Origin of the sequence: Mesorhizobium sp. B2-4-3 (assembly GCF_006442815.1) — a bacterium.
Classification (GTDB): Bacteria; Pseudomonadota; Alphaproteobacteria; order Rhizobiales; family Rhizobiaceae; genus Mesorhizobium.
On sequence record NZ_VFVL01000012.1, the window covers coordinates 99,561 to 124,467 of the forward strand.

Annotated in this window: 24 protein-coding genes and 1 riboswitch; of the genes, 9 read left to right on the plus strand and 15 right to left on the minus strand. The window is 66.6% G+C overall.

Annotated features, from left to right (window positions below; genetic code table 11):
- Positions 1–25 precede the first annotated feature (25 nt).
- Complete coding sequence (locus tag FJ956_RS14345; protein WP_140674453.1) at positions 26–862, plus strand: hypothetical protein; 837 nt, start codon at positions 26–28, stop codon at positions 860–862.
- Positions 863–1,098: 236 nt separating this feature from the next.
- Here FJ956_RS14345 and cobT read toward each other — a convergent pair whose 3' ends face one another.
- From cobT to cbiE, 7 genes are read right to left on the minus strand one after another with little or no spacing between them, the layout of a single operon-like run.
- A complete protein-coding gene (cobT, locus tag FJ956_RS14350) occupies positions 1,099–2,124 on the minus strand; it encodes a nicotinate-nucleotide--dimethylbenzimidazole phosphoribosyltransferase (RefSeq protein WP_140674451.1) in 1,026 nt (341 codons plus the stop codon).
- 24 nt (positions 2,125–2,148) lie between these two features.
- Positions 2,149–2,916, minus strand: coding sequence for an adenosylcobinamide-GDP ribazoletransferase (gene cobS / locus FJ956_RS14355; RefSeq protein ID WP_140674449.1), 768 nt, complete (start codon positions 2,914–2,916; stop codon positions 2,149–2,151).
- On the minus strand, positions 2,913–4,229 hold the full coding sequence (locus FJ956_RS14360; protein ID WP_140674447.1) for a cobyrinate a,c-diamide synthase: 1,317 nt from the start codon (positions 4,227–4,229) through the stop codon (positions 2,913–2,915). The genes cobS and FJ956_RS14360 overlap by 4 nt, the downstream gene beginning before the upstream one ends.
- A complete protein-coding gene (gene cobA, locus FJ956_RS14365) occupies positions 4,226–5,041 on the minus strand; it encodes a uroporphyrinogen-III C-methyltransferase (protein WP_140674445.1) in 816 nt (271 codons plus the stop codon). Before cobA ends, FJ956_RS14360 begins: the two co-directional genes overlap by 4 nt.
- Entirely contained in the window at positions 5,038–5,802 is a 765-nt protein-coding gene (gene cobM, locus FJ956_RS14370; RefSeq protein ID WP_140674443.1) for a precorrin-4 C(11)-methyltransferase, read from the minus strand. Before cobM ends, cobA begins: the two co-directional genes overlap by 4 nt.
- Positions 5,799–6,299, minus strand: a complete 501-nt coding sequence (locus FJ956_RS30860) for a cobalamin biosynthesis protein (RefSeq protein WP_246672009.1) — start codon at positions 6,297–6,299, stop codon at positions 5,799–5,801. The genes cobM and FJ956_RS30860 overlap by 4 nt, the downstream gene beginning before the upstream one ends.
- Positions 6,296–7,537 (minus strand): precorrin-6y C5,15-methyltransferase (decarboxylating) subunit CbiE, encoded by a 1,242-nt coding sequence (cbiE, locus tag FJ956_RS14385; RefSeq protein ID WP_140674441.1) that lies wholly within the window; start codon positions 7,535–7,537, stop codon positions 6,296–6,298. Before cbiE ends, FJ956_RS30860 begins: the two co-directional genes overlap by 4 nt.
- Position 7,538: 1 nt before the next feature.
- Between cbiE and FJ956_RS14390 the strand changes: the two genes are divergently transcribed.
- A complete protein-coding gene (locus FJ956_RS14390) occupies positions 7,539–8,306 on the plus strand; it encodes a cobalt-precorrin-6A reductase (RefSeq protein WP_140674852.1) in 768 nt (255 codons plus the stop codon).
- Here the strand turns inward: FJ956_RS14390 and FJ956_RS14395 are convergent.
- From FJ956_RS14395 to FJ956_RS14430, 8 genes are all read right to left on the minus strand, one after another.
- On the minus strand, positions 8,270–9,034 hold the full coding sequence (locus FJ956_RS14395; protein WP_140674439.1) for a precorrin-3B C(17)-methyltransferase: 765 nt from the start codon (positions 9,032–9,034) through the stop codon (positions 8,270–8,272). The genes FJ956_RS14390 and FJ956_RS14395 overlap by 37 nt on opposite strands.
- Positions 9,031–9,780, minus strand: coding sequence for a precorrin-2 C(20)-methyltransferase (locus FJ956_RS14400; protein ID WP_140674437.1), 750 nt, complete (start codon positions 9,778–9,780; stop codon positions 9,031–9,033). The genes FJ956_RS14395 and FJ956_RS14400 overlap by 4 nt, the downstream gene beginning before the upstream one ends.
- Positions 9,777–10,409, minus strand: coding sequence for a precorrin-8X methylmutase (locus tag FJ956_RS14405; protein ID WP_140674435.1), 633 nt, complete (start codon positions 10,407–10,409; stop codon positions 9,777–9,779). The genes FJ956_RS14400 and FJ956_RS14405 overlap by 4 nt, the downstream gene beginning before the upstream one ends.
- Entirely contained in the window at positions 10,410–11,897 is a 1,488-nt protein-coding gene (cobG, locus tag FJ956_RS14410; protein WP_140674433.1) for a precorrin-3B synthase, read from the minus strand. It abuts the gene before it with no gap.
- Complete coding sequence (locus FJ956_RS14415) at positions 11,894–15,448, minus strand: cobaltochelatase subunit CobN (RefSeq protein ID WP_140674431.1); 3,555 nt, start codon at positions 15,446–15,448, stop codon at positions 11,894–11,896. Before FJ956_RS14415 ends, cobG begins: the two co-directional genes overlap by 4 nt.
- Positions 15,449–15,466: 18 nt before the next feature.
- Positions 15,467–16,504 (minus strand): cobalamin biosynthesis protein CobW, encoded by a 1,038-nt coding sequence (gene cobW / locus FJ956_RS14420; RefSeq protein WP_140674429.1) that lies wholly within the window; start codon positions 16,502–16,504, stop codon positions 15,467–15,469.
- 2 nt (positions 16,505–16,506) lie between these two features.
- On the minus strand, positions 16,507–16,932 hold the full coding sequence (locus FJ956_RS14425) for a DUF1636 family protein (RefSeq protein WP_140674427.1): 426 nt from the start codon (positions 16,930–16,932) through the stop codon (positions 16,507–16,509).
- A gap of 39 nt (positions 16,933–16,971) precedes the next feature.
- A riboswitch (cobalamin riboswitch) is annotated at positions 16,972–17,176 on the minus strand.
- Between the two features lie 29 nt (positions 17,177–17,205).
- Positions 17,206–18,405, minus strand: a complete 1,200-nt coding sequence (locus FJ956_RS14430; RefSeq protein WP_140781974.1) for a winged helix-turn-helix domain-containing protein — start codon at positions 18,403–18,405, stop codon at positions 17,206–17,208.
- 330 nt (positions 18,406–18,735) lie between these two features.
- Here FJ956_RS14430 and FJ956_RS14435 point away from each other — a divergent pair, with 330 nt between their 5' ends.
- The 7 genes from FJ956_RS14435 (at position 18,736) to FJ956_RS14465 (ending at position 24,868) form a co-directional block, all read left to right on the plus strand.
- Complete coding sequence (locus FJ956_RS14435) at positions 18,736–19,101, plus strand: NADH-quinone oxidoreductase subunit A (RefSeq protein ID WP_140644309.1); 366 nt, start codon at positions 18,736–18,738, stop codon at positions 19,099–19,101.
- Complete coding sequence (locus tag FJ956_RS14440; RefSeq protein ID WP_140683764.1) at positions 19,092–19,673, plus strand: NADH-quinone oxidoreductase subunit B; 582 nt, start codon at positions 19,092–19,094, stop codon at positions 19,671–19,673. The genes FJ956_RS14435 and FJ956_RS14440 overlap by 10 nt, the downstream gene beginning before the upstream one ends.
- 4 nt (positions 19,674–19,677) lie before the next feature.
- Positions 19,678–20,280, plus strand: a complete 603-nt coding sequence (locus FJ956_RS14445; protein ID WP_140683766.1) for an NADH-quinone oxidoreductase subunit C — start codon at positions 19,678–19,680, stop codon at positions 20,278–20,280.
- Positions 20,280–21,470, plus strand: a complete 1,191-nt coding sequence (locus tag FJ956_RS14450) for an NADH-quinone oxidoreductase subunit D (protein ID WP_140683768.1) — start codon at positions 20,280–20,282, stop codon at positions 21,468–21,470. The genes FJ956_RS14445 and FJ956_RS14450 overlap by 1 nt, the downstream gene beginning before the upstream one ends.
- On the plus strand, positions 21,470–22,795 hold the full coding sequence (locus tag FJ956_RS14455; protein WP_140683771.1) for an NADH-quinone oxidoreductase subunit E: 1,326 nt from the start codon (positions 21,470–21,472) through the stop codon (positions 22,793–22,795). The genes FJ956_RS14450 and FJ956_RS14455 overlap by 1 nt, the downstream gene beginning before the upstream one ends.
- 10 nt (positions 22,796–22,805) lie before the next feature.
- Positions 22,806–24,110 carry an NADH-quinone oxidoreductase subunit NuoF gene (nuoF, locus tag FJ956_RS14460; RefSeq protein ID WP_140683773.1) on the plus strand — a complete coding sequence of 435 codons (1,305 nt, stop codon included), beginning with the start codon at positions 22,806–22,808 and terminating at the stop codon, positions 24,108–24,110.
- Between the two features lie 74 nt (positions 24,111–24,184).
- Positions 24,185–24,868, plus strand: a complete 684-nt coding sequence (locus FJ956_RS14465) for an NADH-ubiquinone dehydrogenase (RefSeq protein WP_140683775.1) — start codon at positions 24,185–24,187, stop codon at positions 24,866–24,868.
- Positions 24,869–24,907: the final 39 nt, after the last annotated feature.

Sequence of the window (24,907 nt, forward strand, 5' to 3'; positions counted from 1 at the left end):
AGTGTCGATTTCAGGGGAACTGGTCATGACCGACAACAAGCCGGCCGCAGACGTCACCAAGGATTGGCAAGCAACGCAGGGTCAAAAGTCCGCCGCGACGCGCCTCCGCCTTTTCGCCGCGCTCTCGTGGATCGTCGCCATTGGCGGCGAGATTGCCGGGATCGTTTTGTTCTACAAGCACAAGTTCGACCAGGGAAACCTGCCGCTGCTGATCGGCATTCTGGTCGGAATCGCGATTTTCGCAATCGCCGGTAACTTGCTGTGGAAGGCAGCCAACCGGCACGACCCGGCCCGAGCATCAGACACGGCCAGGTTCTTCTTCCAAAACCAGCTCGGCGCGATCATCACGCTGATTGCCTTCCTTCCGTTGATCTTGCTTATCCTCACCGACAAGAACATGGATCCGCAGACCAAGAAGGTAGCCGGCGGAGTCGGTGCTGCGCTGGCCGTGCTTGCGACTGTAATGGGCGTCAGCTTCAAGCCCCCGTCGGTCGAGCAGTACACCCAGGACATGAACTCGTGCGCGGCCCAGATCAGGGCGGGACAGCCGACCACGGCCTGCTCGCCCGAAGTCGCCGCCCAGGCTCAGGAGATCGCCACGGATACTGCTTCGGTGACCGCGGCGACGAAGGATGCGAGTCACCCTGCCGGTCAGGATGTCGTGTACTGGATCGCGCCGGAAAACGGAGCAGCGAAGTCCTCCGAACCGCATGTTTTCCATCTCTGCGCCGCGGTGAGTCCGTTGAAGGACAAGACCGTGAACAGCGGCTCCGTGACGGAGGCCTACGCGCAGAACGCCATCCGCATCACGAAGCAGATCGAGATGGAACAGAAGCAGTGCGGGTTCGCCGCCTCGCAGTAAACCTGCCCGCGATCGCCTGGGTCGCAACCGGGTGGCATTGCGCCTTCAATCCTTCGAAGACGGACGGGGGCGTTTCACCGTTTCACGGAAACGGCGAAACGCCCTATCTCTCTGGCTTGGCGCAATTCCGCTCAGACTTTTGCTGGAATCGCTCTGACCGGAAGGCCGTTAGCGATCGGAAGAAACAACGCTTCACCGGCGCTCGGGTGCATCGCATGCAATCCGGGGGTTGCCGTCTACTTCTCCGAAACGCCGGCCTCGGCAAAGCTCGCCATCCTGGCATGACACTCCAGCGCCGAGCGGACGATGTTGACGGCAAGGCAGGCGCCGGAGCCTTCGCCGAGCCGCATGCCGAGATCGAGCAACGGCGGCAGGCCGAGCGCCTCGAGCAGGCGGCGGTGGCCGGCTTCGGCCGAGACGTGGGCGGCGACGGTGTGGGCGAGGCCGGTCGGGTGCAGCCTTGCCAATGGTGCGGCCGCGGCGGTGCACACAAAACCGTCGAGCAGCACCGGCACGTTGTTCTTGCGCGCGGCAAGCGTGGCGCCGAGGATCGCCGCCAACTCGCGCCCGCCGAGGGCGGCAGCGATCTTCAGCGGGTCGGAGAGCGAATCGGCATGGCGCTTGAGGCCGGCCTCGATGGCCACGACCTTGCGCTGCAGCCCGGCGTCGTCGACGCCGGTGCCGCGACCCGTCCATTTCTCGGCGCCGCCGCCGAAGAGGGCGGTGGAGATCGCCGCCGCAGGCGTCGTGTTGCCGATGCCCATCTCGCCGAAGCAGACGAGGTCGAGGTCCTTGGTCACGGCGTCGTAGCCGGCCGAGACGGCGGCGAGGAACGCCTTTTCGTCCATCGCCGGCACTTGCGTGAAATCGCCGGTCGGATGGTCGAGATCGAGAGGGATGACGTCCAGCTTGGCGCCGGCGATGCGGGCAAGCTGGTTGATGGCCGCGCCACCGCCGGCGAAATTCGCCACCATCTGTACCGTGACTTCCGAAGGATAGGCCGACACGCCCTGCGCGGTGACGCCGTGATTGCCGGCGAAGACGAAGACCTTCACATGATCGAGCTTAGGCATGTCGCGGCCCTGCCAGCGGCCGAGCCAGGCGGCGATGGTTTCCAGCCGTCCGAGGCTGCCCGGCGGCTTGGTCAGCGTGTCCTGGCGGCGGGCAACGGCGCCGGCGGCCGCATCGCTGCCGGCGGGAAGATCGAGGCAGGCGGCGCGAAGGTCTTCGAGCGATTTGAAGGACGTTGTTTGGGGGGACATGGGGGCAAGGTCTCCGAAAGAGAATCAGGAAAGGCAAACGGATGCGACGAGCAGCACGGCGATCTCGCCGAACTGCTGCAGCGCGCCGATCGTGTCGCCGGTCTGGCCGCCGATCTGGCTGAGGCAAAGCGCGCGGAAGGCCATGAAGATCAGGCCGAGCAGGATGAGTGCTGCTATCGCGCCGCCAAGGCCGAGCGCCAGCAGCGCCACCGCGCCGAGAGCCGCGCCGACAAAGGCGGTCTCGGTCGTGACCGAGCCCGCATTGGCGGACAGACCGTCGGCTCGGGCCGGCGGCAGAAGATGCATGAAGGCGCCGAACAGGCCGCGCGAGGCCGCATGCGCGGCAAGCAGCGCCAGGACGACGTGGCCGGCACCGGTCAGCTCGGACAGCGCGCTCCAGCGGATGAGCAGCGAGACACCGAGTGCCGCCGCGCCATAGGCGCCGATGCGGCTGTCGCGCATGATCTCCAGTTTCCTGTCGCGCGTCCTGCCGCCACCAAAACCGTCGGCGATGTCGGAAAGCCCGTCCTCGTGCAGGCAGCCGGTGACGAGCATCGTCGCGGCGAGCGTGAGCGCCGCGGCCGGCCCGCTGGCGAGGCCGAGAACTGTGGCGATGGCGTAGACGAGCGCGCCGATGATGGCCACCGCGAGACCGGCAAAGGGCGCCGCCCAGATCGCGTCGGCAAGGCTGCGGCCGCCGAAATCGCTCGATGGCAGCCGCAGCCGGGTGAAGAAGACGAGGCTGAGGCCGATATCGTCGAGCAATTGCTTCGGTGCGGAAGGACCGCTCATGCGCCCCTCGCTATGGCATGGAAGAAGGTGCCGCTGACATGGCCGCGCCGGTAGCCGGAGGCGCCGAGCGAGTTGCCTTGGCCGTCGGCGAGATCGGCCAGCGGCTCGTCATTGCCGGCAGCAAGCATCTGCGCGTAGTGGAATTCGTGACCGCGGATCAGCGTGCCCTGTGGCCCCAACGGGCAGGCGACGCGCAGCCGCGCCTCGCGGTAGCCGAGATTCATCTTGCGTCTGGCGAAGCTGGTCGAATGGCCAAGCAGGCCGAGCATCCTGTGACTCTCGCCCTCCGCATCCTCCAGCACTTCGCCCAGCACCATGAAGCCGCCGCACTCGCCGTGAACCGGCTTCGTCGCCGCGAAGCGCGCCATTCCCGCCCGGAAGTTCGTCGCGGCGGCGAGCTTCCCGGCATGCAGTTCGGGATAGCCGCCGGGCAGCCAGCAGACGTCGCAGTCCTGCGACGGTGCCTCGTCGGCGAGCGGCGAGAAAGGCACGATCTCGGCGCCGGCCTTGCGCCAATGCGTGGCGACATGCGGATAGAGGAAGCTGAAAGCGGCATCCTCTGCCAGCGCGATGCGCTGCGCCGGCGGTTGCAAGGCATCGGCGAAGTCGCCGGCTGCCGGCTCCAGTGGGGTCGCCAGCGCCAGGATGGCGTCGATGTCGAGCGACTTCTCGACCATGTCGGCCAGCCGGTCGAGATGCGCCATCAGGTTCTCGTATTCGCCGGCCTGGACGAGGCCGAGATGCCGCTCCGGCAGGTTGAGCGTCGGATCGCGCAGGATGGCGCCGACCACGGGCAGACCGATCGCCTCGATCGCGTCGCCGGACAGGCGGCGATGGCGTTCGCTGCCGAGCCGGTTGAGCACGACGCCGGCCATGCGCACATCGGGATCGTAGGTGGCAAAACCCTTGGCCACGGCCGCCGCCGTGGTCGATTGCCCGGAAACGTCGAGCACCAAAAGCACAGGCAAGCCGTAGAGCCGGGCAAGATCGGCGGCCGAGCCCGAACGGCCCTCCGGCGCGGGGATGCCGTCGAACAGGCCCATCGCGCTTTCGAGGATGATGTATTCGGCGTCGTCCGCGGCTTGGGCCGCCAGCGCGTTGAGCAGGGAAGGCGACATCGCCCAGCTGTCGAGGTTGACGCCGGACAGGCCGGTGGCGGCGGTGTGGAAGCCCGGGTCGATATAGTCCGGCCCGGACTTCGCGCCGCGCACTTTCAGGCCGCGCCGGGCAAGCGCGCGCAGCAGGCCGATGGTGACGCTGGTCTTGCCCGACCCGGAGCGCGGCGCGCCGATGATGATTGCGCGCGCCGTCATGCGCCGCCCGCCAGTGCCGCGCGCATGGCGACGATGCCGCCGACCACGATCAGCGCCGGTGAGGCGAGCCCGGCGGCCGCGGCTTCGCCGGCGATGGTGGCGAGCGTGGCGACGACGATGCGCTCCTGCGGGGTGGTCGCGGCGACGATCACAGCCGCGGGTGTCGACGGCGCGAGGCCGCCCTCGATCAGCTTTGCCGCGATCACCGGCAGGTTGGCCATGCCCATATAGACGACAACCGGCTGGCCGGTGCGGGCGATCGCCGCCCAGTCGATGTCGTCATCCGTGCCGGCCGCGTGGCCGGTGGCGAGGATGACGGCCTTGTTGATGCCGCGCATGGTGGCGGGAATGCCGGTGGCTGCCAATGCGCTGAGACCGGAGGTCAGGCCGGAAAGCACCCGGAACGGAATGGTTTCGCCCGCGAGCGCCAAGGCCTCTTCGCCGCCGCGGCCGAAAATGTAGGGGTCGCCGCCCTTGAGCCGCACGACACGGCGGCCTTCGCGCGCCAGCCGCACGAGAAGGGCGTTGATGTCGTCCTGCTTCATCGAGGGCTGGCCACCGCGTTTTCCGGCGTAGAAAAGCTCGGCGCCCTGGGCTACCGCCACGACATCTGGCGAGACCAGCGCGTCATAGACCAGCGCGTCGCATTGCCCGAGCGCCGCCAGCACTTCCAGCGTCAGGCAGCCGGGATCGCCGGGGCCGGCGCCGGCCAGCCAGACATGGCCAGGCTCCAACTCACGCGGCTTGAAATTCAGCCGCGCCAGCGCCTGCTCCACCGTTGCCCGTCCGTTTGTATTGGCGCTGCCGTTCACAATCCGTCCCGTCCGCGAAACCGCCGCTGGTAGTGGGCGTCGTACAATGAGCTTTCGCCGAAATCCTGCGCGGCAAGCGCGCTGCCGACAAAGATGATCGCCGTGCGTTCCATCGGGTTTTTCGCCAGCTGCGCCTCGATGGTGCCAAGCGTGCCGGTCAAGATGCGCTCGTCCGGCCAGGAGGCGCGGAAGACGAGCGCGACCGGACATTCGGCGCCGTAAAGCGGCGTCAAATCGGCAACGATGCGGTCGATGGCATGGATGGCAAGATGAATGGCAAGCGTGGCGCCGGTACGGCCGAAGCCGGCAAGCGTTTCGCCCGGCGGCATTTTCGAGGCGCGGCCGGAGACGCGGGTCAGCACCAGGCTCTGCGCCAGCTCGGGAATGGTGAGCTCGCGGCGGAGTGCCGCCGCGGCTGCCGCGAAGGAAGGGACGCCGGGCGTCAACGTGTAGAGGATGCCGTGTTTTTCCAGCCGCCTGATCTGTTCGGCCACCGCGCTCCAGACCGAGAGATCGCCGGAATGCAGCCGCGCTACATCCTGGCCGGCCTTGTGGGCGGCGACATACTCAGCCTCGATCTCGTCGAGCGACATCGGCGCGGTATCGATCAGCTTGGTGCCGGGCGCGCAATGCTCGAGCAGCTCCGGCGCGACGATCGAGCCGGCATGGAGGCAGACCGGGCAGGATGCGAGCAGCCGGGCGCCGCGCAGCGTGATGAGATCGGCCGCACCTGGACCGGCGCCGATGAAATGGACGGTCATGGCGCCTCTCCGCTGATGGCGATGGCGCAGGTGACCGGGCCAAGCACCGTGCGGGGCCCGAGCAGTCTCGCGCCGGCCCCGGCAACCGCGAGGGCCGACGCCTCCGAAACCGACGGTGTGCCGGCGAGTTCTTGCGAAAGGTTGCGTGAGGCCGCCCCCTCATCCGGCCCTTCGGGCCACCTTCTCCCCGGTGGGGAGAAGAGACTGGCGCCAGCGCTGGCAGCCTCCTCTCCCCCCGGGGAGAGGTCAGCCGAGCGAGGCGGAGGCTGGGTGAGGGGGAGCGGTGGTTCGGAGCCAGCGGCATCCACCACTATCACCGGGAGGCTGAGCCTACGACCGGCGGCAAAAATGGCTTCTTCGTTACGTTTGAATTCGGTTGTCGCCAAGGCGGACAATGCCGTTAGGGTCAGGCCATGCGCTTCGAGCGCGGTCTCGATCGTCGCCAGCACTTCTTCGACGCTCACGCCTTTGCGGCTGCCGATGCCCGCGACCATCATGGCTTGACCCAGCTCCACTGCGTGACCGGCATGGCCGGACGCCATGCCTGCATCGAGCCGACGGGCGCCGCGCGCGAGAGCGCGATGCGGGTGAGATCGCCGCCACGCCTGTTGTGCTGGCCGAGCAGCAGCGCCTCCATCTCCAGCGTCACCGCATTGGCGACCAGCCGGCCGCCGGGACGGAGCGCCTTGATCGCCTTCTCCAGCACGCCGGCATCGCTGCCGCCGCCACCGATAAAGATGGCATCGGGTGTCTCCAATTTTGCCAGCGCCTTCGGCGCGGCGCCCTCGATCACGACGAGGCCGGGCACGCCGCAATGCGCGGCGTTGCGGTGGATGCGGGCGGCGCGCTCGCCGTCGGCTTCGATGGCGATGGCGCGCAGCGAGGAATGCGCCAGCATCCATTCGACGCCGATCGAGCCGGAACCGGCGCCGATATCCCACAACAGCTCGCCACGGCGTGGCGCCAGCGCCGACAGCGTGATGGCGCGGATCTCGCGCTTGGTGATCTGGCCGTCATGCTCGAACAGATGGTCGGCGAGGCCGGCGGTCAAGGGCAGGACGCGCGCATCCGGTGTCGATTCAATTTCGAGCGCCAGCACATTGAGCGGGTTGATGTTTTTGAGATCGAAGGCATCGGCGCGGGAGGTTCGAAGCGCCTCATCGGCGCCACCGAGCGCTTCGAGAACCGTCAGCCGCGACGGGCCGAAACCGAGTTCGTCGAGCAGCCCGGCGATCGCAGCCGGCGCGTCGGCGTCGGAGGTAAGCGCCAGGATGCGCGCGCCGGATTGGAGCAGGGGCCGGATCAGATCGATGGGATGGCCGTGCAGCGAGACAGTCTCGACGTCCTGCAAGGCCCAGCCGAGGCGCGATGCCGCGAGCGACAGAGACGAGGGCGCCGGGAGGACGAGCATCTCATCCGGCCTGACCTTGCGCGCCAGCGTGACGCCGACACCGTGGAAGAACGGGTCGCCGGACGCGAGCACGCAGATTTTCTTGCCCTTGAGCGCCAGCACGTCGCGCATTTCGGCATCGAAGGGCGTCGGCCATGAGCGCGCCTCGCCCTTGGCCAGGGATGCGACCAGCGCAAGATGCCGCTTGCCGCCGAACACGACTTCAGCCTCGGCAATCCGCTGCTTGGCCTCGTCGCCGAGACCCGCTACACCGTCCTCGCCGATGCCGACGACGGTCAGCCATTTTGAGGCTGGCTTGGCGGCGCGCGGACCCTTAGCAGGCATGATGACCCACCGTATCCTGATCCTCGGCGGCACGACGGAAGCCCGGCAACTGGCGGGAAAGCTCGCCCGTCGCGAGGATTTCTCGGTCACGCTGTCGCTTGCCGGCCGCACCGAAAGCCCGGTCGCGCAAGGCGTGCCGGTGCGTGTCGGCGGCTTCGGCGGCGCGGAGGGATTGGCCGCTCATCTTCGCGAGGAACGTATCGATCTGCTGATCGACGCCACGCATCCATACGCCGCCCGTATCTCGGCCAATGCCGCCGAGGCGGCCAAGCGGTCCGGCGTGCGGATCCTTGCGCTGCGTCGCCCCGGCTGGGAGCCGGTCGCAGGCGACCGCTGGATGCTGGTCGACGACGTCGCCGAGGCGGCAAGTGCCCTCGGCACGACGCCGCGCCGCGTTTTCCTCGCGATCGGCCGACAGGAGGCCGGCGGCTTCGAAGCCGCTCCGCAGCACCGCTATATCATCCGCAGCGTCGACCCGATCGAGCCGAAGCTTGGCGTGCCCGATGCGCTTTACCTGCTGGCGCGCGGACCGTTTCCGGAAGCGGACGAAAGGGCGTTGCTCGAAAAATACGCCATCGACGCGGTCGTCTCCAAGAACAGCGGCGGCGAGGCGACCTACGGCAAGATCGCCGCTGCGCGGGCGCTTGGCATCGAAGTGGTCATGGTCAGCCGGCCAGCGCTGCCGGACGTTTCCTCGGCCGGGACCGTCGATGCGCTGGCGGGAAAAGTCGATCATCTTTTCGGCCCCGTTGCCGAACGCGGCGTGTAGACCAGCGCGGGTTTTTCGCCGCGCTTGATGATGCGGGTCTCGGGCGAGCCGATGATGATGCAGGTCGCCATGTCGGCCTTTTCCGCATCGGCGTCCGCCAGCAGGAAAACCTCGATGCGCTCGTCGGGCCGCCCGGCGGCGCGCCCGAAGATCACCGGCGTGGTGCCAGGCAGGATCGCCTTCAGGCATTCGAAGGCGCGGCCGAGCTGCCAGGGGCGAGCCTTGCTGATCGGGTTGTAGAGCGCGATGACGAAGCCGGCCCCGGCCGCCGCCAGCAGGCGCAACTCGATCAGGTCCCAAGGCTTCAGATTGTCGGACAGCGAGATGGCGCAGAAATCGTGGCCGAGCGGCGCGCCGATGCGAGCGGCGACCGCAAGCATGGCGGTGACGCCGGGTACGACCGCGAGGTCGATGGCTCGCCATTCCTGCGGGCCCGCCTCAATCGCCTCGCAGACGGCCGCGGCCATGGCAAAGACGCCGGGATCGCCGCCTGAAACGACGGCGACGCTATGGCCCTCGGCCGCCTTGGCCAGCGCTTCGTTGGAGCGGGCAAGCTCCTCGCGGTTGTCGGAAGCGATGCGAGTCTGGTCCGACCGCAGCTCCAGCCGGTCGAGATAGGGCTTGTAGCCATAGAAGAAGGAAGCCTCGGCGACGGCATTGGCAGCCTGCGGCGTGACTTGGTCGGCGTTGCCGGGCCCGAGGCCGATGACGGTGAGGCGGCCGCTCATGCTTTGGCTCCGGGGCGCGCCGACCAGCCCGCGACCAGCACGATGGCGAAATAGGGCGCCTTGTCGTCGGGCTTTTCGGCGAGCCGCATCGAGACGCTGCCCGGCATCGTGCCGCGCTCGACATAGACGGCTTTCGCCAGCTTGCCGGCCGCTTCCAGCGCGCGGCGGATTTTCGGCAGGTTGCGGCCGACCTTCATGATCACCGCGGCATCGGTGTCGGCGAGGCGGCGGGTCAGCTCGAACTCACTCATCGTGCCCGGCAGCACGGTCAGCACATCGTCGCCCTGGACGATCGGCAGGCCAGTGGCGGACCAACAGCCGGACATGGCGGTGATGCCGGGGATGACCTCGGTCGGGAAGCGGTGCGCGAGGCGCACATGCAGATGCATGTAGGAGCCGTAGAACAGCGGATCGCCTTCCGACAGCACGGCCACCATCCTGCCGGCGCCAAGATGCTCGGCGACCTTGTCGGCCGACTGCTCGTAGAAATCGGCGATCTGCGTGCGGTAGTCGTCATGGTCCTTGTCGATCTCGGTCGTCACCGGATAGAGCAGCGGCAGCTCGATCATGTCCGGCCGGAAGCGCGCCTCGACGATGGCGCGGGCATTGCTGTTGTTGCCGCGCTTGGCGAAATAGGCGACGACGTCGGCCTCGGCCAGCGCGCGCGCCGCTTTCAGCGTCAGCAGTTCGGGGTCGCCCGGGCCGGTGCCGACGCCGACAAGACGGCCTTTCATGATCGCGTTCACAGGCCGGGCCTCGCCAAGGAATTGAGCGCGGCGGCGGTCATGGCGCTGCCGCCCAGCCTGCCGCGCACGATGGCGTAGGGCACGCCATAGGAATTCTCGGCCAGCGCATCCTTGGATTCGGCGGCACCGACGAAACCTACCGGCATGCCGATGATCGCGGCCGGCTTCGGCGCGCCGTCGCGCAGCTTTTCAAGCAGATAGAAGAGCGCGGTCGGCGCGTTGCCGATGGCGACGACCGATCCGGCCATGCGATTTCCCCAAAGGTCGATCGCGGCGGCCGAGCGGGTGTTGCCGATTTCCCTGGCGATGTCATGCGTGCGCGGGTCGCGCAGCGTGCAGGTCACCTCGTTGCCGGCGGGCAGACGCGCACGGGTGACGCCGTGCGCCACCATCTCGGCATCGCAGAAAATCGGGGCGCCGGCGGCAAGCGCGGTGCGCGCCGCGGCGACGAAATCGCCGGAGAAGACGAAATGGCTAACTGCTTCGACCTGGCCGCAGGCATGGATCATGCGGATCGCGACATCGGCTTCCGCCTCGGAGAAGCGCGACAGGTCCGCCTCGGCGCGGATGATGGCGAAAGAGCGCTCGTAGATCGCCATCCCGTCATGGATATAGTCGTAGGCGGCCATTCACTGGTTCCGTCGATAGAGTTCGGCGAGGCCGGCAGCGCCAAGCCTTGCCAGGCAGGCAGCGACGGTTTCGCCCTGATGTCTTTGCGCGCGCATGGCGGCAAGGATGCCGGCGACCCCGCGCGCGGCGTCATAGCCCGGCCTGTACGCGGCAGGAAGGGCCTTTGCCGTCCCGTCCACGACAAGTCCGGCTCCGTTTTCGTCGCCGACCAGGGTCAGTGCCGCCGTGCCGGGATGCGCGCAGCCCTTGGCGCAGCCGGAAACGTGGAGGGTAAGCGAGGCGTCGAGGAGGTCGGGGCTTTGCTTTGCGATCATCTCGGCGATGGCGCGCGTGGCGATGCGGCCGGACGCGCAAGCCGGCGTGCCGGGGCAGGCGGCGATGCGGATGCGTGGGTCCGTGGGGTCGGTGACGAAGCCGAGGGTCGCGGCGGAGGTCTGCAGGGAGGAGGGGATGGAGAGGCCGAGGAACAACAAGGCGCGGCCTGGGGCGAGGCGGATTTCGGTCGCGCCGAGGTTTGAGGCTTGGGTGGCGAGTTCGATGAGGGACTGCGCCGGCATGCTGCCGAAGGGCAGGGCGATGCCGAGGGCTATGCCTTTATCAACGTCGAAAAGGCCAATCGGCGAGCGAGGGCGTTCTACGGCGCCCCCCTCTGTCCCGCCGGACATCTCCCCCACAAGGGGGGAGATCGACCTACCGCCGACGACTCCGCCGATCGCGGGCGTTGAAACATGAGGGTTCGCTGCCGAGAGGGAGCCGGCGTTGAAACGGCTAATCTCCCCCCTTGTGGGGGAGATGTCCGGCAGGACAGAGGGGGGCGCGAAGGAATGCCAGCCTGCGAGAGACGCTAATTGCCGCTCCGACAGATCCCGGGTGTGCGCCTCGCGCCCTTTTTCAGCGACCATCCTGAGAGCCGCGACGACAATGTCGCGGGCGGCATCTTCATCGACTGTCGCGAGTGGCTTTGCACTCCGTGCGTCGCCGGCAATCGATACGCTCCACTGGACGCTAGTGCCGGTCCGCACCGCCTTCAGCCTCACGTCAGCCGTCACGGCATCCATCGTCAGCTGTCCGCCGCCGTCGACAACCACCGACACCTTCGGTCCCAGCCTCGCCGTCAGCTCGGCCTCCTCGATCGCCGCCCTGATCCGCTCCGCCATTGGGCGCGGATCGGCGATCTCTTCCGGGTCGATACCCGCAAGCGGCGCCGTCTCGACCGGCACTCCCGTCCGCACCTCGATCCCCAGCGCATCCACCTCCGCCGCCAGCAGCCGCGCGCTTTCGGCTGTCAAACCGCGTATCTGCAGGCTGCCGCGCGCGGTCACTTCCATGATGCCGTTGCCGTGGCGCAGAGCGGATTCGCTGAGCCCGATCAGCGACTTCGGCGAAATTCCTCCAGCGACCGGGTCGAGCCGCACGAGCAGCCCGTCGCCGGTCTGCATCGGCGCGCTCAGCGCAGGGCAGGCACCGCGGCGCGAGAAGGCGTTCATGCCGCCACCCCGCCTGCCTGGGCCTCGGCAATCAGCGCGGCCAGATCGTCGTCGATGGAATTCCTGAGCGGATGCCAAAGTCCGCGTCGCCGCGCGGCGAGGAACCGCTCCGCGATGACCTTGGCCGCCGCCGGGTTCTCGCGCAGGATGAACGCGCGGACGTCCGGGTCGCCAACATAGGCGTCGTGCACCGCCTCGATCAGCGCGCCTGAAATGGCATGCGTGGTCTCGGCGAAGCCGACCAGACGGTCGACCGTTTCGGCGAATTCCGAGGCGCCGCGCGGGCCGTGGCGCATCTGGCCGGCGATGAAGCGCGGGTTGACGGCGCGGGCCCGCACGACGCGGGACACGGCTTCGCCGACCGAACGCGGTTTTGGCTTGTTCGGGTCGGTGGTGTCGAGCACGATGACGTCGGCATTCCTGCCAAGTGCTGCAAGGGCGGCCGAAAACCCGCCGATGAAGGCGACATCGGCCGAACCTTCGAGGATGTCGCGGCCCGGATCGTCGCCGGTATGGACGAGGAGATCGGCTTCGGCGATCCGTCCCTCGAAAGCGCCGGGCGCCGAGATCGCTTCGCCGTCGGCGCCGCCATAGGCGTGCGATGTGGCATCGAGATAGGCGCGGCCGATCTCCTCGCGCGCCCCCCATTCGCCGCGCGACAGAAGGTCCTCGACGCCGGCGCCATAGGTGCCGGGCGAGGTGCCGAAAATGCGCGGGCCGATCTTCCCCAGAGCGCGCGTCGCCGCGGCAAGCGGGTTCTCAGTATCGTCCTCGTCGCGGCTGGCGACGGCGTTGGCGGCGGCGTCGATCAGCGCGATCTGGGTCGGAAACATGTCGCGGAACAGGCCGGAAATGCGCCAGGTGACGTCGACGCGCGGGCGGCCGAGCGCGGCCGGCGGCAGCACCTCGATGCCGGTGACGCGGCCGGTGGCGGCATCCCATTGCGGCCGGCAGCCCATCAGCGCCAAGCCTTGCGCGATCTCCTCGCCGCCGGTGCGCAAGGAGGCCGAGCCCCAAAGGTCGATGACCAGCGAGCGCGGCCAGTCGCCGTGACTCTGCATATAGCTGCGCACCACTTCCTCTGCTGCCGCCTGGCCGAGATCATAAGCGGTCGGCGTCGGCATGGTGCGCGGATCGGAGGTGAAGAGGTTGCGGCCGGTGGGCAGCACGTCGGAGCGGCCGCGCGCCGGCGCGCCGGCGGGACCTGCCTTGATGTGGCGGCCATCGAGCGCGGCGAGCAGGGCAGACTTCTCGGCTTCGGCGCTTTGCCGGCGCAGTGGATCGGCTTCGTCCTCCGGCGCGCGGCCATAGACATGCAGCCCGTCCTTGACGGCGAAATCCTTGAGGTCGCAAAGCCAGGCGTCGATGCGGCGCAGCGCTTCGTCCGGAGCGTCTGTGCCGGCAACGCCGGCTTCGGAGGCGAGGCCAGTCTTTTGCGCCGTCTCGACGATCAGCCTAGCCAGACGGTCGCGGCGGCGGCGGTCGAGGCCGTCGGCCTGGGCATATTCGTCGACCAGCCTTTCGAGCTTCTGTTGGCCCTCGTCGAGGCCGGCGCCGGTCAGCGGCGGCGGCAGATGGCCGAGCGTGACGGCCGAGATGCGGCGCTTGGCCTGCGCCGCCTCGCCTGGATTGGAGACGATGAAGGGGTAGATGACCGGCAGCGATCCAGTGACGATCTCGGGGAAGCAGGCGTCGGAGAGCGCCACCGTCTTGCCCGGCAGCCATTCGAGCGTGCCATGCGCGCCGACATGGATGATGGCATGCGCGCCGAGCGATTTCTGCAGCCAGAGGCCGAAGGCGATCAACTCGTGGCGCGGGGGCAGCGTCGGGTCGTGGTAGTCGGCGCGGCGGTCGGCCGAGCGGCCGCGGTCAGGGGCCAGCGCCACGGTGACGTTGCCGAAGGTTGCGGCGCGGAAGGGGAATTTTGAGGTTGGCGCTTGAACACCCCCCTCTGTCCTACCGGACATCTCCCCCGCAAGGGGGGAGATTGGCAGTTCCGGCGAAGGTGCCATTCCTGCAACTCCGACAATTGGCGAAAGCGGTCGCGACAGATCAATCTCCCCCCTTGCGGGGGAGATGTCCGGCAGGACAGAGGGGGGTGCCTCGCGCCAACCTATCCGTTCTGCCTTGCCCCACACAGCCTCTACTGCATCGCGCGCTACCTCCGGCAGATCTGCCGAAAGGGCGAGATAATCCGTCAAGGCAAGGCCAAGCCCACCAACCTCCAACACATCCAGCAATCCCCGCGGCGATAGCGGAATCGCTTCAACCGCATAGCCCTGTTCCTTCAGGTCATGCAGCATCGCAAGCACACTCGACGGCACATCAAGCCCGACGGCATAGCCGGTCCGTCCAGGCGCGCTCGGATAATCCGGGATCAGGATGGCAAGCTTGCGCTCGGCCCGCTCGGTCCGCTGCAGGCGGATAAACGCGGCGATGCGTCTGCCGACCTGCTCGACGCGATCGGCCTCCGGCCGGTTGGCGAAGGCGCGGAAGGCAAGCGCCGGATCGGTTTCGACCTCGCCCTTGAACGAGATCGCGCCGGCGAGGATGCGGCCGTCGAGCTCGGGCAATACGACATGCATGGCGAGATCGGCGGGCGGCAGGCCGCGCTGGTTCTTCTCCCAGACCTCGCGCCGGGTGGTGGCGACGATGACCTGGAACACCGGAACGCCGGCGCGGTCGAACAGGGTTTCGGCGCCGGGTTCGGCGCCGGAGGCGAAGGCCGTGGCGGTGACGATGGCGGCGGGGTTCAGCGAGGTGAGGGCGGCTTCAACGAAGGCCAGGGATGCCGCGTCTTTGAGGCTGGAGACGAAGATGGGTATTGGCGCCATGCCTTGCGAGCGCAAGGCGGCAACGAGCGCATCGATGGGCGCGACATCTGCGGCGAGCAGCATGGAGCGATAGAAGAGAATTGGGATAACGGGGGCGCCGATATTGTCGACGTCGAGTTCCGTCGGATCGCCAGCCTTGGATAGCGCTGGCTTGTCGATAACTCCCAGGCCCGGCTGATAGAATCCCGCCTTCGGCACACTGACCGCGTCAGCCACGGCCGCATCTGTCCCAGCCAGCCGCGCCAGCCTTTGCACCAGCGCGCTCATATTGGCCGGCCCGCCCTCGCGGAAATAGCCGAGCAGCGCGTCGAGCTCGGGGCGCGGCAGCGTGGAAGCCTCGATCAGCCGCTGGTCCTCGTCATGGCTCTCGCCGGGCAGCAGCGCCAGCTTGATGCCGCGCTCGCGCGCGACCGCCGCGAGCTGGTCGCAGCCGTAACGCCACCACTCATAGCCGCCGAGGATGCGCACCAGGACGACCCTGGCGTGGCGGGCGACGCTGTCGATCCACAGGTCTACCGACATCGGATGGCGAAGGTCGCGAAGGGCCGCCAGCCGCATCGAGGGCAGCCGCGCGGCATCGGCCTTCCAGGCGGCGGCCAGACCGGCGAGGTCGCTGTCGGTGAAGGACAGCGCCACGACATCCGCAGGGGTCTGCCTGAGGTCGACCGGCTCGGCGAGATCGTCGAGCGAAGCGGATGTGGTGGTGAGGATATGCATCGCTTTTTGGTGTTAGCCTCAGCCGGCGAGGATACGCTCGATCGCCGGGCGGTTCAGCCCCTTGAGACCGATGACGACCAGCCGCGAGCGGCGATCGTCCTCGGCCGTCCAGGCGCGGTCGTAATAGTGGTTGACGCGCGGGCCGACGGCCTGGAGCAGGAGGCGCATCGGCTTGCCGCCGACCTCGACGAAGCCTTTGACGCGCAACACATTTTCCTGCTCGGCGGCAAGGGCGACGCGCTTGGCCAGCTCATCCGGGTTGGAAATCGCGGGGATGTCGAGGACGAAAGAATCGAAATCGTCATGCTCATGGTCGAGCTCATCGTCGTGATGGGTCTTGCGGTTCTCGATGTCGTCCTCCACCGCAAGGCCAAGGCCGAGCAGCACCGACGGATCGACCTTGCCCTGAGTTGTCGGCACGACCTTGACGGCGCGCGCGACATGCTCGCCGATGACGGCGTTGGCGCGGGCGGAGCCCGCCGCGTCCATCAAATCGCTCTTCGACAGGATGATCAGGTCTGCGCACGCGATCTGGTCCTCGAACACCTCTTCGACCGGATCGTCATGGTCGAGCGTCACGTCCGCGGCGCGCTGCGCCTGGAGGGCAACCATGTCGGAAGCGACACGGCCGTCGGCCAGCGCCGGACCGTCGACCACGGCAATGACGCCATCGACCGTCACGCGGCTCTTCACCGTCGGCCACTGAAAGGCTTGGACGAGCGGCTTCGGCAAAGCGAGGCCGGAAGTCTCGATCAGGATGTGGTCGACCTTGGGGTTGAGCGACAGGATCTGGTCGAGCGCCGGCACGAAATCGTCGGCGACGGTGCAGCAGATGCAGCCATTGGCAAGCTCGACGATGTTTTCTTCTGGACAGGAGTCGACGCCGCAGCCTTTGAGAATCTCGCCGTCGATGCCGACATCGCCGAACTCGTTGACGATAATCGCCAGCCGCTTGCCCTTGGCGTTCTCGAGCAGGTTGCGGATCAGCGTCGTCTTGCCGGCGCCGAGGAAGCCGGTGACGACGGTGCAGGGAACACGGGAAACGGATGCGTTCATGGTCAGTCCTTCAGCATGTCGAGAGGAGGGATGCGGGCAACTAGGCCGCGCTTGAGGGAATCGGGCCGGCCGCGCCAGGGGATCAGGCCGTCGGTCGAGGTGGCGAAGAGTTTCGCGCCGGCGATGAGGTCGGCGCCGCTGGTGGTCTCCAGGTCGCCGAAAACGTAGCTCCAGCAGCCGTCGCGCAGCAGCGCGGCGCTCAGCCGGCGCTTGCAGTTGCCGAGGCATTCGACGGTACGGATGTTGATCTTTTCGCCGGAAGCAGCCCGGCGCGCGTCTTCGGCCAACAAGGCGCCGGCGCGCGGATGGGCATCGGACCCGGTCTCGTCGCGGCAAGAGGAGCAGACGATGACGGTCACGCCGGCTAGCGCGTCGGGCTCGGACGAAATATCCGCACTATTTGCCGGGAAACTGCCGTTGCGATCCAAAACCAGGCTCCTTGCCCGGAAAACCCGCCGGGCATTCGGATACTTAAAGTCTCAGACGGCAGGTCTCCTGGCTCGCGAGTCGTCGCCTTGAATGCCGCCTTCCCGGGAACATCCCAGTGGTTTTCGGCCGGGGCTCGTCGCTTACAGTTGCGGGGACAGCCGCGGATTTGGGTTTTTGACCCGCACCGCATTCCCTCTTGGCTCCTCCCTTTGCCGGGAGAAGACCGTCTGCGGCGGATTTAGGCTTACGGCCGGGTGCCTGTCAACGCGCAGCTACGACACCGCGATGTCGGCCAGCGCCGGTCCGAGGTCGCCGGCCGGCGTCACTTCGATCGCCTCCAGGCCGAGCCAGCCTTGCATCTGCTTCAACTCCTCGAGAAGCTGGGCCGCCGTTTCGGCGGGAGCACCGGCCTCGGCATAGGCGGCGTGGACGCGCAGCACGCTCGCCGGCCGATCGGCTCTCAGATCGACACGGGCGACGATGCGGTCGCCAAGCAGGAAGGGCAGCACGTAGTAGCCGTATTGGCGCTTTTCGGACGTCGTGTAGATCTCGATGCGGTAGCGGAAGCCGAAGAGTTTTTCCGTCCGGGTGCGCTCGAAGACGACGGGATCGAAGGGGGCGAGCAGGGCGCGGGCCTCTATCCGACGCGGAAAGCGGGCGTCCTTGTGGAGATAGGCGGTCTTGTCCCAGCTCTCGACCTTCACAGGCAGCAGTTCGCCCGCTTCGACCAGGTTCTCGATGCGGTCTTTCGTATCGCCCGGCGCGAGACGAAAATAGTCGCGAAGGTCGCCATAGGTGGCGATGCCATGGGCGCGGGCCGAGATGCGCAGCAATTCGCGATGCGCATCCTCGACCGAGGGTATTGGCAGGTCGAGGACAGCCTGCGGCAAAACGCGCTCGGGCAGGTCATAATAGCGTTCGAAGCCGCGCCGGTAGGCGGTGGTGATGCGGCCGGCCCAGAACAGCCATTCGAAGGCGTGCTTGGCCTCGCTCCAGCCCCACCAGCCGCCATTGCCCTTGTGGCCTTCGATGTCGGACGCGGCGATCGGGCCGCGTTCGGCGACCTGCGCATAGATCTCGTCGATCATCGCCTTGCGCTCCCGGCCCCATTTCGCCAGACCGAGATACATCTCGTCGCCCTGCTCGGCGCGCAGCATGCGCCAGCGCATCAAAGGGTAGGTCTCGACAGGCAGGAACGACGCCTCATGCGCCCAATATTCAAAGACCGCGCGCTTGCGGCCGACCGCGGCGTTGTCGAGCAGCGCAAGCGGGTAGGGGCCGAGGCGAGAATAGAGCGGCATATAATGCGCGCGCACAACCGCGCTGACGGAATCGATCTGCAACAAGCCGGTTCGCGACAGCACGCGCGCGAGATGGCGGCGATCCGGAACGCCACCGGGCCTAGGGTCGTTGAACCCCTGTGCTGCGAGCGCAATGCGCCTCGCCATGGCCAGCGAAATCTTGTCCTTCATCAGGTCCTTGCCCCGATCGTCCGTTGGATTTTTAGCCGGTGATTCCTGCGATGCTAGCAGGCAAATGGCGGGAGATATGTCAGGAGAGAAAAGTGGAGTAATAAGCGAAGGAAATCAAACAGGAGCGGATCGGACCAGTTTCTTCCGATAAGGCGTCCAGGGCCGCGATTTGAACAAGGTTTGACTTGCGTCACCGAAACCGCTGCGCTAACCCTCGCCGCGTTGCAGCATGGGCCCCTTAAAACGGTTCAGCGGTTAAACTGTCACGCTTCCGCATTAGAGTCCGTTGCTGTAATCAAAGTGAACTGCCCGCCTAAGGAAAGCCGCCGCATGAGCGCACTCCTGAGTTCATACCTGCCGATCGTCCTGTTCATCGCCGTGGCGCTGGTCGTCGGCCTTGCGCTGCTCATAGCGCCGTTCCTGGTGGCCTACCGCAATCCCGACCCGGAAAAGCTTTCCGCCTATGAATGCGGCTTCAACTCGTTTGACGACGCCCGCATGAAATTCGACATCCGCTTCTACCTGGTGTCGATCCTGTTCATCATCTTCGATCTCGAGGTCGCCTTCCTGTTCCCGTGGGCGGTCTCCTTCTCCAAGGTCGGCATGCTCGGCTTCTGGTCGATGATGGTGTTTTTGGCGGTGCTGACCATCGGCTTTGCCTATGAATGGAAAAAAGGAGCGCTGGAATGGGATTGAACGACAGTTCAGGCACCCTCGTCGCGCCGAAGCCCAAGGGCATCATCGACCCCAACACCGGCAGGCCGATGGGGGAGGACGATCCCTTCTTCCTCGAAATCAACAATGAACTGGCCGACAAGGGCTTCCTTGTCACCTCGACCGAAGCGCTGATCACCTGGGCGCGCAGCGGCTCGCTGATGTTCATGACCTTCGGCCTCGCCTGCTGCGCGGTCGAGATGATCCACACCTCGATGCCGCGCTATGACTCGGAGCGTTTCGGCGTCGCGCCGCGCGCGTCGCCGCGCCAGTCCGACATCATGATCGTCGCCGGCACGCTGACCAACAAGATGGCGCCGGCGCTGCGCAAGGTCTACGACCAGATGCCGGAGCCGCGCTACGTCATCTCGATGGGCTCCTGCGCCAATGGCGGCGGCTATTACCACTATTCCTATTCGGTGGTGCGCGGCTGCGACCGCGTCGTGCCGGTCGACATCTATGTGCCCGGCTGCCCGCCGAGCGCCGAAGCGCTGCTCTACGGCATTCTCCTTCTGCAGAAGAAGATCCGCCGCACCGGCACGATCGAACGGTGAGCCGATGACCCAGGCGTTGAACGAACTCTCCACCTATCTTGGCGAGAAGCTCTCCGGCCGCATCGGCGAAGCCGTGCTTGCCTATGGCGAGTTCACGGTTTCGGTCGAACCGGGCAACCTGATCGAGGTAGCGACCTTCCTGCGCGACGATCCGCGCTGCCAGTTCATCTCGATCATCGACGTCTGCGGAGCGGATTACCCGTCGCGCGCCAGACGCTTCGATGTCGTCTACCACCTTCTGTCGCCGAAGCAGAATGTGCGCATCCGCCTCAAGGTCCAGGCCGACGAGGAAACGCTGGTGCCGTCGCTGACCGGCGTCTATCCCGGTGCCGACTGGTTCGAGCGCGAGACCTACGACCTTTACGGCGTGCTGTTTTCGGGCCATCCAGACCTGCGCCGCATTCTCACCGACTATGGTTTCGAGGGCCATCCGCTGCGCAAGGATTTCCCGCTGACCGGGTTTGTCGAGGTGCGCTACGACGACGAGGCCAAGCGGGTCATCTACGAGCCGGTGGAATTAAAGCAGGAATTCAGAAATTTCGATTTTCTTTCCCCCTGGGAAGGCACCGACTATGTGCTGCCGGGGGATGAGAAGGCAAAGCAGTAATGGCCGAAACTTCCGTCCGCAATTTCAATATTAATTTCGGACCTCAACACCCTGCGGCGCACGGTGTTTTGAGGTTGGTTCTCGAGCTGGACGGCGAGGTGGTCGACCGCGTCGATCCGCATATCGGGCTGCTTCACCGCGGCACCGAGAAGCTGATCGAGGCCAAGACCTACCTGCAGGCCGTGCCTTATCTCGACCGGCTCGACTATTGCGCGCCGATGAACCAGGAGCATGCCTTCGCTCTCGCAGCCGAGCGCCTGCTCGGCATCGAGGTGCCGAAGCGCGGTCAGCTGATCCGCGTGCTCTATTCCGAGATGGGCCGCATCATGTCGCACATCCTCAATGTGACGACACAGGCGATGGATGTCGGCGCGCTGACGCCGCCGCTGTGGGGTTTCGTCGAGCGCGAAAAGCTGATGGTGTTCTACGAACGCGCCTCCGGCTCGCGCATGCATGCAGCCTATTTCCGGCCGGGCGGCGTGCACCAGGACCTGCCGCAGAAGCTGGTCGAGGATATCGGCAAGTGGATCGATCCGTTCCTGAAGTCGATCGACGATCTCGATGCGCTTTTGACCGGCAACCGCATCTTCAAGCAGCGCAATGTCGATATCGGCATCGTGTCGCTGGCCGACGCCTGGGCCTGGGGCTTTTCGGGCGTGATGGTGCGCGGCTCGGGCGCCGCCTGGGACCTGCGCAAATCGCAGCCCTATGAATGCTATTCCGAGATGGATTTCGACATCCCGATCGGCAAGAACGGCGATTGCTACGACCGTTACCTGGTGCGCATGGAAGAGATGCGCCAGTCGGCCAGGATCATGCGCCAGTGCATCGATCTCCTGCTCGGCAAGGAACGCGCCGGCCCGGTGTCGAACCTCGACGGCAAGGTGGTGCCGCCGAAGCGCCAGGCGATGAAGCGGTCGATGGAAGCGCTGATCCATCACTTCAAGCTCTATACCGAGGGTTATCGCGTGCCGGCCGGCGAGGTCTATGCGGCCGTCGAAGCGCCGAAGGGCGAATTCGGCGTCTATCTGGTCTCCGACGGCACCAACAAGCCCTATCGCTGCAAGCTGCGCGCGCCAGGCTTCGCGCATCTGCAGGCCATGGATTTCCTGTGCCGCGGCCACATGCTGGCCGACGTCACCGCCGTGCTTGGCTCCCTCGACATCGTGTTTGGTGAGGTCGATCGCTAATGTCAGTCCGTCGTCTCGCAGATGCCAGCGTCCAGCCAGCTTCCTTCGCCTTCAACAAGGCGAACGCGGCGGCGGCGCAGCAGTGGATCGCCAAATATCCGAAGGGGCGCGAGCAGTCGGCCATCATCCCGCTGCTGATGATCGCGCAGGAGCAGGAAGGCTGGGTCACCAAGGCGGCGATCGAGACGATCTCCGACATGCTCGGCATGCCGCGCATCCGCGGCCTCGAGGTCGCGACCTTCTACACGCAGTACCAGCTCAATCCGGTCGGCACGCGCGCCCATATCCAGGTCTGCGGCACCACGCCCTGCATGCTGCGCGGCTCGGAAGCGCTAATGGATGTCTGCCGGTCAAAAATCCATCACGACCAGTTCCACACCAACGACAAGGGCACGCTGTCGTGGGAGGAGGTCGAATGCCTCGGCGCCTGCGTCAACGCGCCGATGGTCATGATCTTCAAGGACACGTTCGAGGACTTGACGCCCGAGCGGCTGGCCGAGATCATCGATCTCTACGACGCCGGTAAGGGCGCCGAGGTCAAGCCGGGTCCGCAGAACGGCCGCCATGGTTCCGAGCCGGCCGGCGGCTTGAAGACGCTGACAAATGAAAAGGCGATCCTGAAGTCGACGCGCGACAAGGAAGCCAAGGCGGCGGCGAAGGCTGCCAAGGATGCCGCCGCCGCGGCACCGGCTGCTGCCCCTGCCGCCGTCGTCTCGCAGGCGGCACCCGCTGCGCCAGCAGCTTCGGCGCCCGCCGCTTCGGGCCCGGTTGCGCCGTCCAAATCCAGCAAGCCGAAGACCCATGCGGCTGAAACCAGCCCGGCGCTCAACACGCCGTCGCCGGTCAAGGTCGCCCCGGCCACCGAGAACGGCGCCAGTGTCAGGGCGCCGCGCCATTCGGCCGCCAACGCCAACCAGGCCGATCCGGAAGTCGAGGCGGTTTCCAAGCCGCGCAGCGGGCCGAAGACAAAGGCCGAGCCGGCCACGGCTTTCAAGGCGCCGGAAACCAAGCAGCCTGTCGCTAGGACGGCGAAACCTTCGCTCGACGACAAGAACCGGCCCGCCGGCATCGAGCGCCCGGCAACGGTCGACGATCTCAAGCTGATCTCCGGCGTCGGCCCGAAGATCGAAGGCACCCTGCATTCGTTGGGCATCTACACCTTCGCGCAGGTCGCCTCCTGGAAGAAGGCCGAGCGCGAATGGGTCGACGGCTATCTCAGCTTCCACGGCCGCATCGATCGCGACGACTGGGTGAAGCAGGCCAAGGCGCTCGCCAAGGGCGGCGTCGCCGAATACATCCGCGTCTTCGGCAAGAAGCCGGTCTGAGGGACGAAAAATGCTTCAGGACAAAGACCGCATCTTCACCAACATCTACGGCCTCTTCGACACGTCGTTGGCCGGGGCGCAGTCGCGCGGCATCTGGGACGACACGCCCGGCCTGATCGCCAAAGGGCGCGACTGGATCGTCAACGAGATGAAGGCGTCCGGCCTGCGCGGCCGTGGCGGCGCCGGCTTCCCGACCGGATTGAAATGGTCGTTCATGCCGAAGCAGAGCGACGGCCGGCCGAGCTATCTCGTCATCAACGCCGACGAATCCGAGCCCGGTACCTGCAAGGACCGCGACATCCTGCGCAACGATCCGCACACGCTGGTCGAGGGCGCGCTGGTCGCCGGCTTCGCCATGGGCGCGATCGCCGCCTACATCTATGTGCGCGGCGAGTTCATCCGCGAGCGCGAGGCGCTGCAGCGCGCCATCGACGAGGCCTACGCGGCCAAGCTCATCGGCAAGAACAACACGTCCGGCTACGACTTCGAAGTCTACATGCATCACGGCGCCGGCGCCTATATCTGCGGCGAGGAGACGGCGCTGCTCGAAAGCCTGGAAGGCAAGAAGGGCCAGCCGCGGCTGAAGCCGCCATTCCCGGCCAATGTCGGCCTCTACGGCTGCCCGACCACCGTCAACAACGTCGAGTCGATCGCGGTGGCGCCGACCATCCTGCGCCGCGGCGCTGCCTGGTTCTCGTCCTTCGGCCGGCCGAACAATGCCGGCACCAAGCTGTTCTGCGTGTCCGGCCACGTCAACAATCCGTGCACTTTCGAAGAGGCGATGTCGATCCCGTTCCGCGAGCTGATCGAGGAGCATTGCGGCGGCATCCGTGGCGGCTGGGACAATCTGCTCGCGGTCATTCCGGGCGGCGCTTCGGTGCCGCTGGTGCCGGCGGAGCAGATCATGGATGCGCCGATGGATTTCGACGCGCTGCGCGACCTGAAATCGGGCCTCGGCACGGCGGCCGTCATCGTCATGGACAAGTCGACGGATATCGTGAAGGCGATCGCCAGGCTTTCCTACTTCTACAAGCATGAGAGCTGCGGCCAGTGCACGCCGTGCCGCGAAGGCACCGGCTGGATGTGGCGGGTGATGGAGCGTCTGGTGCGCGGCGAGGCGCAGAAGCGCGAGATCGACATGCTGCTCGACGTCACCAAGCAGGTCGAGGGTCACACGATCTGCGCGCTGGGCGACGCGGCCGCCTGGCCGATCCAGGGCCTGATGCGGCATTTCCGCGGCGAGGTGGAGCGCCGCATCGACGAGTTTTCGCGCAACGCGCATCGGGTCGAGCCGGTGATGGTGGCGGCGGAATAGGACTTTGAAATACGGGCGCAAGCCCAAGACTGACAGCAGGGGCGGGCACGCGAAGAAACGACCAGGAGATATCTATGTCGCCGTATTCGATAGCCTACCCGTTCATGCCTGATTTGGACCAACTCGAGAAGATGAACCAGGACCTGACCAAGATGATGCCGAAGGAGATGGCCAGCGCCGTCAACCTTCTGGCGCATCCGGTCGCGGGTGCCGCGGCGATGTCGGCGCTCAGCATCGGTCTCGCCAACCATGCCGTCGGCATGTGGATGGGCGCCTTCACCGGCGCGCTGGAAGCTTCGCAGCGCATGTTCCAGCCGTTCCTCGACGATCTCGAGGCGCAGAACCAAGCGGCCGCCAACGCGTCCAAGGCGCGCAAGGCGACCGAGACGCTGATCGCCAGGGCGCAGACCTTCGCCAGGGACGTGACCGACATCGCGGCCAACGCGACCGAGAAGGCGCTCGACGCGACTGGGGCCGATATTGTGGCGCAACCGGCCGCGACCGGGCTGATGCCGGAGGATTTCAGGCAGCCGAAGGCCGTCGACAAGCCGGCAAAGCCGTCGAACCTGAAGGCGATTTCGGGCATCGGACCAAAGCTGGAGAAGGTGCTCAATGGTCTCGGCATCTGGACCTATGGCCAGATCGCCGCCTGGACGTCTGAAGAGATCGCCTGGGTGGAAGATTATCTGTCGCTCGCCGGCCGTATCGGCCGCGACGACTGGACCGCACAGGCGGCGGCGCTCGCCGCGAAGAAGTGAATTGAAATACCGGGCGCGGTTCAAGCCGCGCCCGGAAAT

What these genes read in the sequence shown, in the direction of transcription:
- FJ956_RS14345 (WP_140674453.1), top strand. Translation starts at nt 26, where the DNA reads ATGACCGACAACAAGCCGGCCGCAGACGTCACCAAGGATTGGCAAGCA.
- cobT (WP_140674451.1), bottom strand. Translation starts at nt 2,124, where the DNA reads ATGTCCCCCCAAACAACGTCCTTCAAATCGCTCGAAGACCTTCGCGCC.
- cobS (WP_140674449.1), bottom strand. Translation starts at nt 2,916, where the DNA reads ATGAGCGGTCCTTCCGCACCGAAGCAATTGCTCGACGATATCGGCCTC.
- FJ956_RS14360 (WP_140674447.1), bottom strand. Translation starts at nt 4,229, where the DNA reads ATGACGGCGCGCGCAATCATCATCGGCGCGCCGCGCTCCGGGTCGGGC.
- cobM (WP_140674443.1), bottom strand. Translation starts at nt 5,802, where the DNA reads ATGACCGTCCATTTCATCGGCGCCGGTCCAGGTGCGGCCGATCTCATC.
- FJ956_RS30860 (WP_246672009.1), bottom strand. Translation starts at nt 6,299, where the DNA reads ATGATGGTCGCGGGCATCGGCAGCCGCAAAGGCGTGAGCGTCGAAGAA.
- cbiE (WP_140674441.1), bottom strand. Translation starts at nt 7,537, where the DNA reads ATGCCTGCTAAGGGTCCGCGCGCCGCCAAGCCAGCCTCAAAATGGCTG.
- FJ956_RS14390 (WP_140674852.1), top strand. Translation starts at nt 7,539, where the DNA reads ATGACCCACCGTATCCTGATCCTCGGCGGCACGACGGAAGCCCGGCAA.
- FJ956_RS14395 (WP_140674439.1), bottom strand. Translation starts at nt 9,034, where the DNA reads ATGAGCGGCCGCCTCACCGTCATCGGCCTCGGGCCCGGCAACGCCGAC.
- FJ956_RS14405 (WP_140674435.1), bottom strand. Translation starts at nt 10,409, where the DNA reads ATGGCCGCCTACGACTATATCCATGACGGGATGGCGATCTACGAGCGC.
- cobG (WP_140674433.1), bottom strand. Translation starts at nt 11,897, where the DNA reads ATGAACGCCTTCTCGCGCCGCGGTGCCTGCCCTGCGCTGAGCGCGCCG.
- FJ956_RS14415 (WP_140674431.1), bottom strand. Translation starts at nt 15,448, where the DNA reads ATGCATATCCTCACCACCACATCCGCTTCGCTCGACGATCTCGCCGAG.
- cobW (WP_140674429.1), bottom strand. Translation starts at nt 16,504, where the DNA reads ATGAACGCATCCGTTTCCCGTGTTCCCTGCACCGTCGTCACCGGCTTC.
- FJ956_RS14430 (WP_140781974.1), bottom strand. Translation starts at nt 18,405, where the DNA reads ATGAAGGACAAGATTTCGCTGGCCATGGCGAGGCGCATTGCGCTCGCA.
- FJ956_RS14435 (WP_140644309.1), top strand. Translation starts at nt 18,736, where the DNA reads ATGAGCGCACTCCTGAGTTCATACCTGCCGATCGTCCTGTTCATCGCC.
- FJ956_RS14440 (WP_140683764.1), top strand. Translation starts at nt 19,092, where the DNA reads ATGGGATTGAACGACAGTTCAGGCACCCTCGTCGCGCCGAAGCCCAAG.
- FJ956_RS14445 (WP_140683766.1), top strand. Translation starts at nt 19,678, where the DNA reads ATGACCCAGGCGTTGAACGAACTCTCCACCTATCTTGGCGAGAAGCTC.
- FJ956_RS14450 (WP_140683768.1), top strand. Translation starts at nt 20,280, where the DNA reads ATGGCCGAAACTTCCGTCCGCAATTTCAATATTAATTTCGGACCTCAA.
- FJ956_RS14455 (WP_140683771.1), top strand. Translation starts at nt 21,470, where the DNA reads ATGTCAGTCCGTCGTCTCGCAGATGCCAGCGTCCAGCCAGCTTCCTTC.
- nuoF (WP_140683773.1), top strand. Translation starts at nt 22,806, where the DNA reads ATGCTTCAGGACAAAGACCGCATCTTCACCAACATCTACGGCCTCTTC.
- FJ956_RS14465 (WP_140683775.1), top strand. Translation starts at nt 24,185, where the DNA reads ATGTCGCCGTATTCGATAGCCTACCCGTTCATGCCTGATTTGGACCAA.